The following is a 14,919-nucleotide window of genomic DNA, read 5'->3' on the forward strand; positions in this document are numbered from 1 at the left end:
GCGACTTTCTGGCAACGACCGTTGTCAGTTTGGTCAGTTGATGATCTCACCTCGTTCATCAGCGCGGAGCTCAGCGAGCCGGTCCCTCCACGTCTGTAGAGCCTCCGGTGTCAACCTCGTCCAGTCGGTGACTTCACGCACGACCCGAAGCGGTGCGCGGCTGCGAAACGAACGCGTGGGATTGCCCGGAAACTTCTTGTCGGTGACGTTCGGATCATTCTCGAACGATCCTGTGGGTTCGACTTCGTAGACATGCGGGGTGGACCCGTCCAGCGCCGCCAGCTCTGCCGCCAGTCCAGCCCCGTCGCGCAGCGCGGTGAAGTAGATGTGATTCATGACGACCTCCGGACGATAGTTCGAATTGAAACCGGGCCGCAGGAGGTCCCCGGGGCGCAGCTCTGCCTTCGTACCGTGGAAGAACGGCCCCTCGTCCAGCACTTCACCCATGCGCACGCCCCGGAAACCGCGAATCACCCTCGGCAAGAACGGCTTTCGTGCCGCGAGTTCTCAGACCACTTCCGGCTACGTCACCAGATACACATGGGTTCGCCACACCATCTCCTCGTTCGGCGTCCAATATCTCGTCAGTGAATGGGTGCAACACCGGACGATTGTGCAGCAGGTCAGGGGCCTTGCGGCAAGGCCCCCTCCCGGCCCTATAGTGAGAGTGGGAGGGATGCTCGGGCGCACTCCACCTGCATTGCCGCAGTGCGACACGCCATCCGAAGGAAACTCCGCTCGCCTGTGGCCGGCGACCCGATGTTGGTGCGACAGTTGATAATTGGTGCTGATCCGCTACCGCTGGATCAAATGCAGGCCGCCCGTCCCCGACGACGACGCCGCCGCCGATTGGTGGCTACTCCAGCAGCGCTCAGGACACCGTGACGTGGACGTGGTTGAAGTGGTTGGCCACCCGCCACATCGTGTACGACACCCCGAAGCGTTGGGCCTGGCTCTGGACGTCGGCGTTGATCGCATCGCCCAGCGCCATATCGGAGCCGATCATGATGTCGATGGCGTGGCCGCTCGGATGATCTGGAATCGGGTCAGGGCGCACGCCGCCGATGGACTGCACACCCGGGAATGTCGCGATGATGTACGCCGCGAGAGTTCGGGCGTTGGGAACCAGACCGCTCATCCCGACTGTGGGGATCGCGCCGCCGGGGCCCAATAAAGCCTGCTGCGCGGCCGGCAGCGCGTAATAGGTCGCCCGGACCAATCTGACCTGACTCTCGACTTCCGACTGCTTGACGTCCAGGGTGGTGCGCACGGCAGCAGTAGCGTCGGCGGCAGCTTTGGCGGTGGCGGCTGATTCGGCCGAGGCGGCCGCGGCGGTCTCGGCCTGTTGCTTGGCTTTGCGGAAGCTCTTCAATTGTCCCGACATCTGGTCGGTCATCGCTCGCTGGAAGGCCAGCTCGTCGATCAGGCGCTGAGGCGACGGCGCCGTGAGGAATGCGCTCACGCTATCGGTGCGTCCACCGGTGTACATGGCGGCCGCGGCTCTGTCGACGGTCCCTTGATAATCGGCCAGCTGCGCCTTGGTGGTTTCGAGCGCGGCCAGATCATTGGCGTACTTGCGCTCCGCGTCGTTCTGCAGCTGCTGCTTCTTCTCGAGGTCCAGCTGAACGGACTGAGCGGTTTCGATCAGCTGCTGAGCCGTCTGGGTCAACTCGTTCAGCTTGGCCAGGTCGTCCACTTCTGGCTCGGCGAACGCCGAGCCGGCCGACACCACGCAAAGGGCAGTGAGGATCGCGATCGCTCCCGCTGTCCTGCTGGGGCCCGATTTCGGCGCGAACGGCCGGTGAAACTGCACCACTGCGCATCCTTTGACTGCCGCCGACGTCGTCTCCGCCGGACTGCCGACCCGTGTGCCTGAGGTCTCGGAAAGGTTACGAAACGGTGCGGAGGTTGTCCAACCGGGTCCGCCTACCGAACGACGAGCACCGAGCACTCCGCATGATGAATCAGGTTCTGGCTGACCGAGCCAAGCCCCGCCCCGGCCAGCCGCCCGCGGCCGTGACTGCCGACGACCACCAACTGAGCCTCCCGCGACAGATCGGTCAGGCCCCTCGCCGGACTGATGTCCTGGAAAACCTCGACGACATGAGCGTTCGGGTCCTTGCGGGCGAGCGGTTCAACCAACTCGTCCATCCGGCGGCGCTGTTGGGTTTCCAACACATCCAGGAGCTGCCAGTCCATGTTCCCCTGGCCACCGAGATCACCCATTCCGACCGCGGCGTCGATCTCCCACATATGCACCACCGTCAGCTGCGTATGCAACGCGCGGGCGATGTCGAAGGCTTCCGCGAGCGCCCGGCCGACCGCCTCGGAGTCGTCGACGCCGACAACGACTGGCAACGGCTTGCCGGTCCGCTTGGCGACGGCGGTTCGCCAGACCAGGACCGGACACTGAGCCCGATGGGCAATTCGCACCGCATGGCCGCCCAGCGCCCGATGATCCGCCGCGCCGGTGCCCACCACGAGGGCCCGGGCCGACTGTGAGGCGTCCCCCAAGACGGTCGCGACTGCTCCCTTGATTGTTGATGTGCGGATCACAAGATCGGGATGCGCCGAACGCGCGACCGCTTCCGCCGCCGCGAGCAAACCGTCGTCCTTCCCCTGGAGTTCGGCGGGCGCTTCAGTGGTGGCGAAGTGCCAGTCGATTCGCGGGACTGCGTACAGCAACGTCAACGGAAGGGCACGCGCGGCCGCATACTCCGCGGCCCACCGGGTAGCGCCGAGGGCGGCGTCTGATCCGTCGATGCCGACGACGACAGGCCTATCTTGGGCGGCGGTGGTCATCCCTCGAGACTATGGGGACGCCCTGTGGATGTGCGGCGACCACCGAGACACGTGCGCTGATAGGCGCACGCCGGGGCGCAGAATCAACTGCGGCGTGGCCCTGACAACGCAGAACGAGTGCGCCGAGAGGAGACCCAGATGGTAGACACCGTCGAACGTCGAGGATCCAAGAGCGCGGTAGCGCTGGGCTTGTCACTGCTCGCCGTCACCGTCACCGCCGCGGTGGGCGGCCTTGCCACCAACAGCGGTCAGCAGTACGGACAGCTGCGACAACCGCCGTGGGCGCCGCCGCCGTGGCTGTTCGGCCCGGTGTGGACCACCCTCTACGTGCTGATGGCAGTGGCGGCCTGGTTGGTGTGGCGCAGCGGACCGATCGCCGAAACCCGCGCCGCGCTCAGCGCCTACGCCGCACAACTGGTCCTCAACGCGATCTGGACACCCTTGTTCTTCGGACTCGGCTGGCGAGGCGTCGCGTTCGTCGACATCGCGATCCTGTGGGGGGTCCTGGTCACCACGGTCGTGTTGTTCATTCGCCGTAATGCTGTCGCGGGCTGGCTCCTGGTGCCTTACCTGGCCTGGACCACGTTCGCACTGTGCCTGAACTTGGCGGTGTGGCACCTCAACCGGTGACGTCGTCACCACGCTGGTGCACGATGATGCCGATGGATGTCTTGGTGGTCGGCGGCGGACCGGCCGGGTCGGCGCTCGCGGGTGCCTGCGCTCGCCGTGGGCTGGACACCGGTCTGCTCGACCCGTCGCCAGCACGCCCGTGGACGGCGACGTACGGCCTGTGGAGCCGGGAGCTGCCCGACGACCTGCCGGAATCTGTGGTTGCCGCCCGAGCCGCCGGACGGGCGATCGCGGTGACGGACCACCGGCTGGGTTGGGAGTACGCCGTACTCGATGTGCCCGCCCTGCAGACCCACCTTGCCGGTCAACTGACCGGGGTGCGCATCCACACCGGGCGGGCCGTCGGATCCCCGGAACCCGGGGTCGTCGCCCTTGCCGACGGCACCCAGTTGCGAGCGTCGGTCGTGGTCGACGCCGGTGGCCGCGCCCGACCGTTGGACCCGGCCACGCGACGCGGAACCCCGGCCGAACAGACGGCGTACGGCCTGATTGTCGACGAGGATAAGGCCGCACCGTTCACCGCTCCCGGCGAGGCACTGTTCATGGACTGGCGCCGCGACCACGGGGAGGACGGGTGGGCGACCTTTCTCTACGCCGTTCCGCTCGGTGAAGGTCGGGTTTTGCTCGAGGAAACCTCGCTGGCACGCCGGCCAGGGTTGCCCCTTTCGACGCTGCGCCGCCGGTTGCACGCCCGGCTGGCCCATCAGGGCGTCCGCCTACCGGACGAGCTGCGCAGCGAGAAGGTTTCATTTCGCGTGGACCATCCACGGCACCGGGGACCGGGGGTGCTCGGCTTCGGCGCCGCTGCGCCACTGATCCATCCGGCCACCGGATTCAGTGTCGCCGCCTCGCTCCAACTGGCCCCGAAAGTCGCCGCCGCGGTCGCCACGCATCTGGCCGACGGGCCGGAGCGGGCGCTGGCCGAAGCGCGGGAGACGGTGTGGTCCGCCGGGGCCCGAGCTGTGCACCGGGTGCGCCGGATCGGCCTGGAAGCGCTCCTGCGTATGCCGCCGGCAGACCTGCCAGGGTTCTTCGAGCAGTTCTTCACCCTGCCCGAGCGGCACCGCTGGACCTACCTGACCGCACGCGACGACATCTGGGGCACTCTGGCCGCGATGGGTTGCCTCTTCCGGTCGTCCAAGGGACGGTTGCGTCGTCAGCTGGTGATCCCCGCACTGCTTCCCCCGCTGTCCACCAACGAGATGCCCGAATCGTAGTGTTGTTGTCGGTCAACGGCTTTCGCTGTCGGGTGTTGTCACAACTAGGCCTGGTCCGCCGTCGAGTCTCCGTAATCCCACGACAGTGTTCTGACGGGGGTCATGCGGATGTAGGCGGCGCCCGGTCTGGGTGCCATGGGCCAGTCGGACTCTGGCACGCCCCGCGCCCGAGCACCTTCCCTCGCGAGCTGAAGTGCTTCAATCGGCTCACGAACAACGCGCGCGTGACCTTGCAACATCACGCCGCGGATGTCGGCCATGGTGGAGCCGTCTTCGAGCAGAATGCTCACGTTCGGGTTGCGTTCGACGTTGGCGGTTTTGCGTGTCCCATCCCGCACACCCATGACGATGTCGCGGTCCAACCGGAAGTATCCGAGTGGCACGGAATGCGGGAATCCGTCCTTATCGATGGTGCTCAGTACCGCCCAGCCCGGACGGCTATCCAGATAGGTCTTGACTTCTTCGTCACTGAGCTTTCTTGGCATGGAACGAGTTTAGGCTTTCCCGGGAGTCATCAGCTTGACTTGTTGATGGCACGGACGATGAGCTGGAACGGGCCTTCCTGCTTGTCGAGGATGTAAAGCGAGACCCGGCTGATGGTCGACGGGTCCAGAGGCGACGTGCTCGGGACGGGATCGAGGAACCTGCCCACCGACTCGAAGCCGCCGACCGGAAGGGCGTAGGTCCGCAGGACGCCGGCCTCGGTGGTGAAGCGCTGGATATAGGACCAGGGCTGCCCGGTCTCGACCCTCAACACGTATGTCTTGCCGTCGCCGAGTGCTCGCACACCCAGTGACGTCGCGCCGGATGCCCGGCGCCCGATCTCCGGGTCGAGCGGACCGCGGGCCGAGGCGAATCCACCATTGTTGTCCAGCGAGATGTCGCCCGAAAACACCAGGCCGCCGGCACCGAAGGTGACCGCCGAGGTGGACCGGCCGCCCATGACCGGATCGTTCACCGTTGTCCAGGTGGCTACCGCGTCGGGATCACCGAGATCGACGAGAACTGCTGGGTCGGACGTCGGCTCGTCGGCGCGGGCGATGGGCCCCGTGCTCGCGCACGTCACGATCAGGGCCGCCAGGCAGGTGAGTGCCACACCTGTCCGCGCCCGCCAACGTCGTAGGTAGCTTCCCATTCCCCCAATGTAGGGACGTGGCACGAGCGTGAGAATGCCAACGGGATTACGGAATCAGGACGGCGCCCGTTGGGTCCGCGCGTCTCCCGCTGGCTCAGGCAGCTGAGTTCGGCCGCTGCGTACGCGCCCCAGACCGGATGGCGACAACGGCTGTCGGCCCATACCACTTGCAGCGCAGGGCTATTCGGGCCGAAGCGCTGGTCGCCATCCGGCGAGAGCGCGGGTGTTCGGGAAGGAGCTACCCGACGAAGCAAGGAGCGTCGCCGGGGGTGTAGTACGGCAACCCGGCCGGGGAGATGCAGGGCTGCTCCCCCGGGAAGGCCGGGACCAACGAAAACGCGTAGGTCTCCGGCAAGCCGTACCGAGCCCAGTCGGCGTCGGCTACCGCGGCACCCGCGACAACGTCGCCGGCGATACCCGGGGTACAGCCGCCGACCGACACATGCCGGCCGCCGATGTCACCGCACACGTCGGCCTGGGCCACCGGGGCGATCGCCGTGGGGATTGCCGCCAATGCGGCCGCGCTGAGCAGGACAGCTGCAGTTTTCTTTACCATGCCGTCATATCGGCGCCCGACGTACTTTGCGTTACCACGCTCAGAGGTCGTAGCGGCTCGGCGCGGTCGCAGGACCGTTCACAGCCGCAGGTTCGGCGGTGACGAGGCGAGCGTGAGGACCAGCACGCGCAGTTCGCGTGGCCTTCAATTTCCCGCCATCTTTTGCGCCACACTACCCACCGCAGTCTCTGCCGTGCTGCCGCCCTGGTCCCGTCATCGCCAGGCGATGGACCTGCAATCACGTTGTCATCTGGCGATTTTCGCCATCGTCGCGGACAACCATCGAGCCACCGGCGGGGCGATGCGCGACAGCACGTACATGACATGGGCCTCGGGTGCGATGGGTGCCACCGCCCGGTTGTGGTCGACCGCCTTCAGAATGTTGGCAGCCGCTCGTTCGGGGGTATAGCCCCGCTTGACGTAGGTATTGGCCGTTTTCGCCTTGCGCGCGTCGACATCTCCTCCGCGGTAAGGGCTGTTACGCGTGATGGCAGTGTTGATGATGCCGGGACAGACCGCCGTGACACCCACGTGGCGTGGTGCGAGCTCGATGCGCAGCGCTTCAGACAGCCCGACCACAGCGTGCTTGCTGGCGCTGTAGCCACCCAACTGTGGGTTCGCCAGCAGGCCCGCCGCCGAGGCGACATTGACCACGTGTCCGCTCCCGCGTTCGGCCATGGCCGGCACGAAGGCGTTGATGCCGTGCACAACTCCCATGACGTTGACCCCTAGGAGGCGGTCCCAATCGGCCAGGGTGGTGTCCATGATGCCGCCGATCACGGCGACTCCGGCGTTGTTGATCACCAGGTCCGGTGCCCCGAACTGCTCGATGGTGGTCTTGCCGAACACAGCCATCTGCTCGGCGTCGGAGACGTCCACGACGTGGCCGTCGGCCTCGACTCCCCAATCCCTCACGAGGGTGAGTGTGTGTCCCAGTCCGACCTCGTCGCGGTCGCATAGCGACAACGACGCTCCCCGGCGCGCGGCGAGCACGGCCAGTTCGCGGCCGATTCCGCTGCCGGCGCCGGTGATGACGACGACCCGGCCGGCCAGATCCTTGGTGTTGAGGCTCATGGTGGTCAGGCCTCGCCGTGGGACGTCAGCCCGGCGGCGCCGCCACCGACGTAGTTGATCGGCCCGAGACCTTGGGCTTCGCCCAACACCTCGACGAGGTGCGCACCGCTGACGGCGTCAAGGATCGAGTGGAAGCTACCGTCCTCGTTGAAGTTGATGTTGGCGCCCGCAACCCAGGTGAGCAGAACGGTGTCTTCGGTGTTGGATTCCGGGCAGACGAACGTGTGCACGGAGCCACCCGGCTCGAACAGGTACGAGCCCGCCGTCTGGAGCTGGTCCGGGTACTCCAGGTAGTGCCAGGAACCCGACAGCGTGTATCCCTCGGCGATGCCGGTGTGGTAGTGCAGAGGCACCCGGGAGCCGGGCTCGAAGATTGCCAGCACAACCCAGCGGCCCGCCTCGAGGTCGAAGCGGAGCGGCTTGAAGTGGATGCCCGGCCCAAGAGCGTTCTTGATCACGGGGATGTCGTTGCTGTTGACGGTAAGTAGTTCGGCCTGCGGCAGGGCGACTAGCGGTAGAGGCGCGCCGGTACCGGTCGTGGCCGCGCTCGGCGCGATGGTGAGGGTCATGATGGTGTCCTTTCCAGACGGTGTTGTGATGCCGAGATGGCGGTTACCGGGAAGCCCCGGTGACAGTTGTGGTGGTGAGGTGGTGACGCAGGAACGGGACGAGGATCTCGGTGACCCGCTCCGGCTGCTCGAGCCAGACCCAGTGCCCCGCGCCCTCGACCAGGTGGACCTCGGCCGAGGGAAACGGTTCGACCTGGCGGTGAGCCTGTTCAGTTGGGATGTAAACGTCGTTCGTTCCCCAAATGATTTGGGCTGGAATATTTTTCGCGGTCAACGGTGCGACTAGACGGTTCATCGTCTCCGCCGTGGTGGAGCGGTACAGATCCAGGATCGCCCTTTTGGTGCCCCACGGGCGGAGCAGACGGGCCAGGTGCTCGACCCATCGCTGGTCCAGCCGCGGGTTGTCGTGGGCCAGCAGTGTCCGCACTGCGGCGGGTACTGCGGCGGCCTGGAACACATTGCCGATCAGCGGCGTACGCCAGACGCGTGCCAGCCGGTGCCAGTCGTAGTCGAGGAGGACTCCCGTATTGAGCAGGCTGACGCTGGCGACGCGCTCGACGTTGGCAGCGGCCCACGTCAGTGCCCACGGGCCGCCGAAGTCGTGGGCAACCAAGTGAACTCGCTCGACGCCCAGCGCGTCGACGATGCCACCGAGGTGGCGGGCGTAGCCGGCGACGGTGTAGTCCATATCGCGGCGCTTCTCCGCGCCGCCGAAACCGGGCATGTCCGGGGCGATGACGGCGGCGTGCGGGCACACGGCGTCCAGCAATGGCTGCCAGTCCGCGCCGGACCCCGGGTTGCCGTGGACGAACACCACCGCTTCCCTAGAGCCCGCGCCCCGGGGGCTGCCGACAAGAACCGGTGAACGCACGTCGCCGACCAGAAGTTGACGTTGAATCAGCTTGGCGACCACGTCAGTTCGCGATCCACTGCTCGGTCGCAATCAGACCCGAGGTCTGCAGGGCTGCGGTGCGGTATTCAGCGATGTCCCGGTAGCCGGGATCGAGAACCATCTCCAGGAATTTCGCCCGGGACGGGTACTGAACCAGGAGGATGGTGTCCCACCACGGCGCGTCCTCGCCGCCGATCACCGTGTGGGTGGCGTCGCCGACGTACACGATCGAGGCGCCGACGCGGTCCAGATGAGGCTGAACGGCCTGGGCGTAGCGCAGATATGAGTCACGTCCGGCTCCATCGTTGAACGCCAGCAGGTTCACCATGACAACCGGGGAGTCATTGTGCTGGGCTGCCGTGACAAGAGTCTGTACCTGGGCCTCGGTGGCATCGATATGACGGGTTTCGGTGGACATTCGGATCTCCTCGGAAGGTGCGTAGTGCCTGTTCAGGTGTATTTAGGACACTAGGTACCGGCGATTGGTCTGCGCTTGGACCACCGCGCCAGCATCCGGAAGAGTTTTGTACTGGCAGTACAAAACGGGCTGCTGAAACGACCCGCCGATCGGCCTGGTCGGCGCTACTCTCGGACCCATGGGAGAACCCTGGGGCCCAGCGGCCGACGCCGGCACTCGCCGGTCCTGGGAGCAGGTTCTGCGTCCCGTGGCCACCGAGTTGCGGGCCGAAGCGCCGCAGTTGACGCAATCGATGGTCACGCGGATGCAGGCCGCCCTCCCCGCTGTGATGCCCGACGCGCAGACTGTCGCCGAGAACGCGGTCAGCACCCAGCAGACGATCGAGGCGCTCGCCGACGGAATGTCCGAAGGAATCGATCCGCGTAAGCTCGAACTCCCCGCGGCCACACTGGCCTTCGCGCAGGCCGGAGTCCATCGACAGGTGCCGCCGTCGCAGTTGGTCCGGGCCTACCGCCTGGGCCACGAATACATCTGGCAATGGTGTTTCGAGCGGATCGCGCTGCGCTGCGAAGATACAGCTGTCCTACGCGCGGCCACCGAACTGTTCACCCGCTGGACCTTCGCCTACGCCGACACAGCGATCACGCGAGTCGAGGAGGCGGTCGAGGCGGAACGCGAACGGTGGTTGCGCAGCGCTATGGCCGCGCGGGGCGCGGCGATCACCGCGATTATTTCCGGCGAAGAACGAAACCAGGACCGAGCGAGCAAACGCCTTCGTTACGCGCTGGGACACGACCACCTCGGGGTGGCCGCGGCCGTGGTCAATCGCGTTGGGGATGATGACCCGCAGGAAGTGTTGTTGCAGGCCGTTTCCCGGCTTGCGTCAATCGTCGGGGCCGCCGCGCACTTGGTAAATCCGACCGGTGTTACGACGTGCATCGCATGGATCAGCCGAGCCGGCGGATTCAGCGCGCGAGATACCACCGCGCTCACCCAGTGCCATCTGCCCGGTCTGCGGATCGGGGTAGGCGAGCCCGGTCGGGGGCTCGATGGCTTCCGTCGCTCCGCTGTGGAAGCCGGCCATGCCCGCCGCGTCACTGCCGACGCCAAACTCACCGGTGTAGCGCTCTACCGCGACCTCGCGGTCCCCGCCCTGGCCAGCGTCGACTCAGAACTCGCCGCCACGTTCGTACACCGTGTCCTCGGCCCACTCGCGGGTACCGACGGCCCAGCCCGGCGCGCGGCCGAAGCTCTGACCGTCTACCTCGAAGAAAACCGCAGCCGCACAGGGGCGGCCGCGAGATTGCTCGTGCACCCGAACACCATCACCTACCGCGTCAAGCAAGCCGAACAGATCCTCGGACGTCGGCCTGACGTCGCGTCGCTCGACCTGCGCGTTGCGCTCGCACTCCTACCTTCATTCCGCGCGAAGGATACGAGCTGAGCGGACCAAGGCACCCAGCGCGGCCACACCGCTGCAGCGTGCTCCTCCGCTGCTAGCGCGCCATGTTGGTAAACCGGGACAGGTGCAGCTGATGCGCAACAGTCACTGTCTTCGTCGGTCCCGCACGGTGTTTCGCGACAATCAGGTCGGCTTCACCGCCGCGCGGGTCGTCTGTTTCGAAGGCATCGGGCCGGTGCAGCAAGATCACCATGTCCGCGTCCTGCTCGATCGATCCCGATTCGCGGAGGTCGGCCAGCATGGGCTTCTTGTCGGTGCGCTGCTCAGGACCACGGTTCAGCTGGCTCATCGCGACAACCGGAACTTCCAGTTCCTTGGCCAGAAGTTTGATCTGCCTTGAGAACTCGGATACTTCCTGCTGGCGGGACTCGACCTTCTTTCCGGATGTCATCAGCTGCAGGTAGTCGAGCACGATCAGTCGCAACCCCGCCTTTTGATGCAGGCGGCGCGCCTTCGCGCGAATCTCCATCATCGTCAGGTTCGGTGAATCGTCGATATACAAGGGCGCTTCACTGATTTCGCTCATGCGGCGCGCCAGTCGCGTCCAGTCGTCGTCCGTCATCCGGCCCGACCTCATGTCGGCGAGTTTGATCTTGGCCTCAGCCGAGAGCAGTCGCATCACGATCTCGGACTTGCTCATTTCGAGTGAGAACACGATGCTCGGAAGCCTGTGCTTGATCGAGCAGGACCGCAAAAAGTCCAGTCCCAGAGTCGAATTGTGCGTCGGGATCATCGCTCGCCCCGCGAGGTACATGTGGTCGCCATTGTCGACCTCGACGCACCGCACGGGAACGCTCTCGATCGGTCGAACATCGGTGATGAAGCGCGAGGACACCCGCGCTGGACGGCCCGCCCGCTGTTCCTTATGCGCCAGCGCCTTCCGCGGTATCTGAAAAACGCCGTCGTCGGTGGAGAAGTTCAGGATGAAGCCCGTCGAACCATCGGCGCGATGGCACCGGTATCCGAGGCTGACAATCAGTTCGCAGGCTTCGTCGGCGAGCTGTCGGTCGGTTACCGCTAGTTGAACAGCCCCACCGCTCTTCACGGTTCCGGCGGCATCCAACAGGCCTGCGAGCAACGCGCGGCGCTGGATTTCGGAGGCGCGCAGGTAATTCACCGGAATGTGCGTGGCGTCTATCGCATCAACATCAGCACCCTCGGCTTCGACACGCATGACCACTTCGGGATCGCCGTCGATGAGGCCGCCGCCGAGCCACGCGCCCAGGGTGTACGGCGCGACCGGCAGGTCGGTGTGCGGAGCCTGCAGCGGCTTGGCATTGGTCACCGAGTGATTCAGGCGGTGGTCCGGGGTCGGGCAACGCAGCGTTGCGGCAATTTGTCGCGTGGTCCGCACGGCAGCACATGATTGCATCGACGCCCGCGTCTCCGTCAGCCACTGGTGCTCGGCATCGGCGATGAGCACTGTGCCGTCGGAGAATTCGACCTCGTAGCAGGGCCGACCGAACATGACGTCGGTCGCCGCCACCACCCTTGTGGGACGTCCCTCGGCGTCGATGAGGTAATCGCCGACCTTGACCTCTTCCATCGTGGTCCAGCCCGTCGGCGTCGAGAGGGGCGTGTCCAGCCCCAGCGCCTTGCCCATACCGGGCCTGGCCGCCACCACGATCATCTGTCCCGGATGCAGCCCGTTGGTCAACGCGTCGAGCTCCTCGAAGCCCGTCGGCACGCCCTTGGACAGACCGCCGTTCGAGGCGATGGCGTCGATCTCGTCCATCGTCGGCTGCAGCAGATCTTCCAGCGGCAGGAAATCCTCCGCGGTCCGGCGTTCGGTGACGTCATAGATCTCGGCCTGCGCACGATCCACGATCTCGTTGACGTCGGCACCTTCGGCGCCGGCGTAGCCGTACTGCACCACCCGGGTGCCGGCCTCCACCAGCCGCCGCAACAACGCCTTCTCCGCGACGATGCCGGCGTAGTAGCCGGCGTTGGCTGCGGTCGGCACCGTCGAAATCAGCGTGTGCAGATACGGCGCTCCGCCGATGCGGCGCAGCAGCCCGCGGCGATCCAGCTCCGCGGCGACGGTGACGGCGTCCGCCGGCTCACCACGCCCGTACAGGTCCAGGATCGCGTCGTAGACGTTCTGGTGGGCCGGTCGATAGAAGTCACCCGGACGCAGCCGCTCCAGCACGTCGGCGATGGCGTCTTTGGAAAGCAGCATGCCGCCCAACACCGATTGTTCGGCTGCGAGATCTTGAGGCGGCTGGCGGCCAAAGTCCTCAGAAGGAGGAGGACTATCCATCCCGGGCTGACCGAGATCGTCGACGACCGCCATGTGGCTGCCCCCACCTCCTCCTGATCCGTCGAACTCATGTTCGATGCACTATCGGAGGTTGTACCCCAAGCCCCCGACAAGTACTCGGCGTCGCGATGATGATCCGTCCCGCCGACGGCTCACGGTAGACGTTGCTGGAGCCGTCGGAAACCTGGGTTGTTCATCAACCTGTTAGTGGTTTGTGGATAGCTGGGGACAGGGGTGTTGAGTCGTTGGGGAGAACCTGTGGATTACTGGCCCTTTTTGCGTTATCTGCCCAGCTAAACGCACGGTAGCGCCAGGTGTGTGTTGTGGATGGCAACTTCATCGGCGTGTCGGCTCCGGTTGCGATCTCGGGCGTGTTGTGTTGCCGGACGTTATGCGCCAGGTTAACGGCCGGTTAGATTAGCTGTGCCGACGCCGCCGGGATGTGTTCGCCAGAAATGCAGCAATTCCCCGGGAGCGGCCGCTGACGGCCACCACCCGGGGAATTGACGCAGACGGCTAACTCTGAGCCACGACGTCGACGGTGATGTCGACGTTCACCTCGGGGTGCAGATGCACGCCGACGGTGTGGGCGCCAGTCGCCTTGATGTGTGCCTTGGGCAGCTGCACGGTGCGCTTGTCCAGGCTGGGTCCGCCGGCCTTCTTGATGGCCCCGACGATGTCGTTGGCGGTCACCGAGCCGAACAGCTTGCCCGAGTCCGCGGCTGACTTCACCGGCAGCTGGATCGAACCCAGCGCGGTGATGGCGGCCTTGATCTCGTCGGCGTGCGCACGGTCGCGCACGGTCTTGATCTCGCGGGCGCGACGGATCTCGTCGGCCTGCTTCTGGGCACCGCGCGAGGCCACGATGGCCAGGCCGCGCGGCAGCAGGTAGTTACGTCCGTAGCCGTCTTTCACCTCGACGGTGTCACCGGCTACGCCGAGGTGGTCGACCTCAGCGGTCAGAATGAGCTTCATGTCGATACTTCCGTTCTCTACCGTGCCGCCGACGTGAACGGCAGCAGCGCAACCTCGCGCGCGTTCTTGACGGCGATCGCGATATCGCGCTGGTGCTGCACGCAGTTACCGGTCACCCGGCGAGCGCGGATCTTGCCCCGCTCGCTGATGTAGGTGCGCAGCAGCTGGGTGTCCTTGTAGTCGATGTCCTGCCCCTTCTTGGAGCAGAACACGCACTTGCGGGTCTTGACCGGCTTTTCCGGTGCAGGACGCCGCTTGTTGGTCTTGGCCATGGGTCAATCTCTCTCGTTCTTCACAGTCGCGCCTTTGGCGCGCAAAGGTTTTCGTTGGTTATCAGAAGGGCGGTTCGTCGTCACCGCCGGCGAACGAACCCGATGCCGGGGCGCTGCCCCACGGATCGTCATTCGACTCACTGGCCGCTTGCGCCGGACGGGAACCGCCGCCCCCGCCGCCGCCTCCACCGAAGCCGCCGCCCCCGCCGCCACTGCGCGAGGCCTTGTTGACCTTGGCGGTGGCGTAGCGCAGCGACGGGCCGATCTCGTCGACCTCGAGCTCCACGACGGTGCGCTTCTCGCCCTCACGGGTTTCGAAGGAACGCTGCTTCAGCCGGCCCTGAACGATCACCCGCGACCCGCGGGTGAGGCTCTCGGCCACGTTCTCCGCCGCCTCACGCCAGATGTTGCAGCGCAGGAACAGCGCCTCGCCGTCTTTCCACTCATTGGTCTGACGGTCGAACGTGCGCGGGGTAGACGCCACCGTGAAATTGGCGACGGCTGCACCCGACGGGGTGAACCGAAGTTCGGGGTCGGCGGTCAGATTTCCGACGACGGTGATGGTCGTGTCACCGGCCACAAGGTCCTCCTGGCATAGGCGGATGGATTCACCGCGAAGCCTACGTAAGAGCTCCGACGCGCGGCGAGGTTATCCAC

Annotated in this window: 17 protein-coding genes; 3 read left to right on the forward strand and 14 right to left on the reverse strand. The window is 65.9% G+C overall.

What is annotated here, in order from left to right; all coding sequences use genetic code 11:
- Window positions 1-33: 33 nt before the first annotated feature.
- From arr to AB431_RS28995, 3 genes are all read right to left on the reverse strand, one after another.
- Window positions 34-447 carry an NAD(+)--rifampin ADP-ribosyltransferase gene (gene arr / locus AB431_RS28985; protein ID WP_047332854.1) on the reverse strand — a complete coding sequence of 138 codons (414 nt, stop codon included), beginning with the start codon at window positions 445-447 and terminating at the stop codon, window positions 34-36.
- A 424-nt stretch (window positions 448-871) separates the two neighbouring features.
- Window positions 872-1,816 (reverse strand): hypothetical protein, encoded by a 945-nt coding sequence (locus AB431_RS28990; RefSeq protein ID WP_052960428.1) that lies wholly within the window; start codon window positions 1,814-1,816, stop codon window positions 872-874.
- A gap of 110 nt (window positions 1,817-1,926) precedes the next feature.
- Window positions 1,927-2,802, reverse strand: a complete 876-nt coding sequence (locus AB431_RS28995; RefSeq protein ID WP_047332855.1) for a universal stress protein — start codon at window positions 2,800-2,802, stop codon at window positions 1,927-1,929.
- Window positions 2,803-2,940: 138 nt separating this feature from the next.
- Here AB431_RS28995 and AB431_RS29000 point away from each other — a divergent pair, with 138 nt between their 5' ends.
- Together AB431_RS29000 and AB431_RS29005 are read left to right on the forward strand one after the other, a co-directional pair.
- Window positions 2,941-3,432, forward strand: coding sequence for a TspO/MBR family protein (locus tag AB431_RS29000; protein WP_047332856.1), 492 nt, complete (start codon window positions 2,941-2,943; stop codon window positions 3,430-3,432).
- A gap of 23 nt (window positions 3,433-3,455) precedes the next feature.
- Entirely contained in the window at window positions 3,456-4,649 is a 1,194-nt protein-coding gene (locus AB431_RS29005) for a lycopene cyclase family protein (protein WP_047332857.1), read from the forward strand.
- A 44-nt stretch (window positions 4,650-4,693) separates the two neighbouring features.
- On the opposite strand, the gene AB431_RS29010 is transcribed toward AB431_RS29005, so the two are convergent.
- The 7 genes from AB431_RS29010 to AB431_RS29040 all read right to left on the reverse strand — a co-directional run bounded on the left by AB431_RS29010 (window position 4,694) and on the right by AB431_RS29040 (window position 9,293).
- Window positions 4,694-5,134, reverse strand: coding sequence for a pyridoxamine 5'-phosphate oxidase family protein (locus AB431_RS29010; RefSeq protein WP_052960429.1), 441 nt, complete (start codon window positions 5,132-5,134; stop codon window positions 4,694-4,696).
- Window positions 5,135-5,163: 29 nt separating this feature from the next.
- Window positions 5,164-5,784 (reverse strand): CIA30 family protein, encoded by a 621-nt coding sequence (locus AB431_RS29015; RefSeq protein WP_047332858.1) that lies wholly within the window; start codon window positions 5,782-5,784, stop codon window positions 5,164-5,166.
- Between the two features lie 238 nt (window positions 5,785-6,022).
- Window positions 6,023-6,340 carry a hypothetical protein gene (locus AB431_RS29020; RefSeq protein WP_047332859.1) on the reverse strand — a complete coding sequence of 106 codons (318 nt, stop codon included), beginning with the start codon at window positions 6,338-6,340 and terminating at the stop codon, window positions 6,023-6,025.
- A gap of 246 nt (window positions 6,341-6,586) precedes the next feature.
- Window positions 6,587-7,414, reverse strand: a complete 828-nt coding sequence (locus AB431_RS29025) for an SDR family NAD(P)-dependent oxidoreductase (RefSeq protein ID WP_047332860.1) — start codon at window positions 7,412-7,414, stop codon at window positions 6,587-6,589.
- A 5-nt stretch (window positions 7,415-7,419) separates the two neighbouring features.
- On the reverse strand, window positions 7,420-7,983 hold the full coding sequence (locus tag AB431_RS29030; protein ID WP_047332861.1) for a 2,4'-dihydroxyacetophenone dioxygenase family protein: 564 nt from the start codon (window positions 7,981-7,983) through the stop codon (window positions 7,420-7,422).
- 43 nt (window positions 7,984-8,026) lie between these two features.
- The gene (locus AB431_RS29035) at window positions 8,027-8,896 is read right to left on the reverse strand and encodes an alpha/beta fold hydrolase (RefSeq protein WP_047332862.1); all 870 of its coding nucleotides are present in this window, start codon (window positions 8,894-8,896) and stop codon (window positions 8,027-8,029) included.
- A gap of 1 nt (window position 8,897) precedes the next feature.
- Window positions 8,898-9,293, reverse strand: coding sequence for a DUF1330 domain-containing protein (locus AB431_RS29040; RefSeq protein WP_047332863.1), 396 nt, complete (start codon window positions 9,291-9,293; stop codon window positions 8,898-8,900).
- A 178-nt stretch (window positions 9,294-9,471) separates the two neighbouring features.
- Between AB431_RS29040 and AB431_RS29045 the strand changes: the two genes are divergently transcribed.
- Complete coding sequence (locus AB431_RS29045) at window positions 9,472-10,737, forward strand: CdaR family transcriptional regulator (RefSeq protein ID WP_047332864.1); 1,266 nt, start codon at window positions 9,472-9,474, stop codon at window positions 10,735-10,737.
- 52 nt (window positions 10,738-10,789) lie between these two features.
- Here AB431_RS29045 and dnaB read toward each other — a convergent pair whose 3' ends face one another.
- From dnaB to AB431_RS29065, 4 genes are all read right to left on the reverse strand, one after another.
- Entirely contained in the window at window positions 10,790-13,048 is a 2,259-nt protein-coding gene (gene dnaB, locus AB431_RS29050; protein WP_047332865.1) for a replicative DNA helicase, read from the reverse strand.
- Window positions 13,049-13,531: 483 nt separating this feature from the next.
- Complete coding sequence (gene rplI / locus AB431_RS29055; protein ID WP_047332866.1) at window positions 13,532-13,990, reverse strand: 50S ribosomal protein L9; 459 nt, start codon at window positions 13,988-13,990, stop codon at window positions 13,532-13,534.
- Between the two features lie 17 nt (window positions 13,991-14,007).
- Window positions 14,008-14,262: a 30S ribosomal protein S18 gene (gene rpsR, locus AB431_RS29060; RefSeq protein WP_005142196.1), complete on the reverse strand. Its 255-nt coding sequence runs from the start codon at window positions 14,260-14,262 to the stop codon at window positions 14,008-14,010.
- 61 nt (window positions 14,263-14,323) lie between these two features.
- Window positions 14,324-14,842: a single-stranded DNA-binding protein gene (locus tag AB431_RS29065; RefSeq protein ID WP_047332867.1), complete on the reverse strand. Its 519-nt coding sequence runs from the start codon at window positions 14,840-14,842 to the stop codon at window positions 14,324-14,326.
- Window positions 14,843-14,919 lie beyond the last annotated feature (77 nt).

Source organism: Mycobacterium sp. EPa45, assembly GCF_001021385.1.
Classification (GTDB): Bacteria; Actinomycetota; Actinomycetes; order Mycobacteriales; family Mycobacteriaceae; genus Mycobacterium.

Excerpts from the sequence above, each read along its gene's own strand:
- AB431_RS29045 (WP_047332864.1), top strand. The coding sequence starts at position 9,472 with ATGGGAGAACCCTGGGGCCCAGCGGCCGACGCCGGCACTCGCCGGTCC.
- AB431_RS29040 (WP_047332863.1), bottom strand. The coding sequence starts at position 9,293 with ATGTCCACCGAAACCCGTCATATCGATGCCACCGAGGCCCAGGTACAG.
- AB431_RS29020 (WP_047332859.1), bottom strand. The coding sequence starts at position 6,340 with ATGGTAAAGAAAACTGCAGCTGTCCTGCTCAGCGCGGCCGCATTGGCG.
- arr (WP_047332854.1), bottom strand. The coding sequence starts at position 447 with ATGGGTGAAGTGCTGGACGAGGGGCCGTTCTTCCACGGTACGAAGGCA.
- AB431_RS29010 (WP_052960429.1), bottom strand. The coding sequence starts at position 5,134 with ATGCCAAGAAAGCTCAGTGACGAAGAAGTCAAGACCTATCTGGATAGC.
- AB431_RS29000 (WP_047332856.1), top strand. The coding sequence starts at position 2,941 with ATGGTAGACACCGTCGAACGTCGAGGATCCAAGAGCGCGGTAGCGCTG.
- AB431_RS29025 (WP_047332860.1), bottom strand. The coding sequence starts at position 7,414 with ATGAGCCTCAACACCAAGGATCTGGCCGGCCGGGTCGTCGTCATCACC.
- dnaB (WP_047332865.1), bottom strand. The coding sequence starts at position 13,048 with ATGGCGGTCGTCGACGATCTCGGTCAGCCCGGGATGGATAGTCCTCCT.
- AB431_RS29030 (WP_047332861.1), bottom strand. The coding sequence starts at position 7,983 with ATGACCCTCACCATCGCGCCGAGCGCGGCCACGACCGGTACCGGCGCG.
- rpsR (WP_005142196.1), bottom strand. The coding sequence starts at position 14,262 with ATGGCCAAGACCAACAAGCGGCGTCCTGCACCGGAAAAGCCGGTCAAG.
- AB431_RS29005 (WP_047332857.1), top strand. The coding sequence starts at position 3,456 with ATGATGCCGATGGATGTCTTGGTGGTCGGCGGCGGACCGGCCGGGTCG.
- rplI (WP_047332866.1), bottom strand. The coding sequence starts at position 13,990 with ATGAAGCTCATTCTGACCGCTGAGGTCGACCACCTCGGCGTAGCCGGT.
- AB431_RS29015 (WP_047332858.1), bottom strand. The coding sequence starts at position 5,784 with ATGGGAAGCTACCTACGACGTTGGCGGGCGCGGACAGGTGTGGCACTC.
- AB431_RS28995 (WP_047332855.1), bottom strand. The coding sequence starts at position 2,802 with ATGACCACCGCCGCCCAAGATAGGCCTGTCGTCGTCGGCATCGACGGA.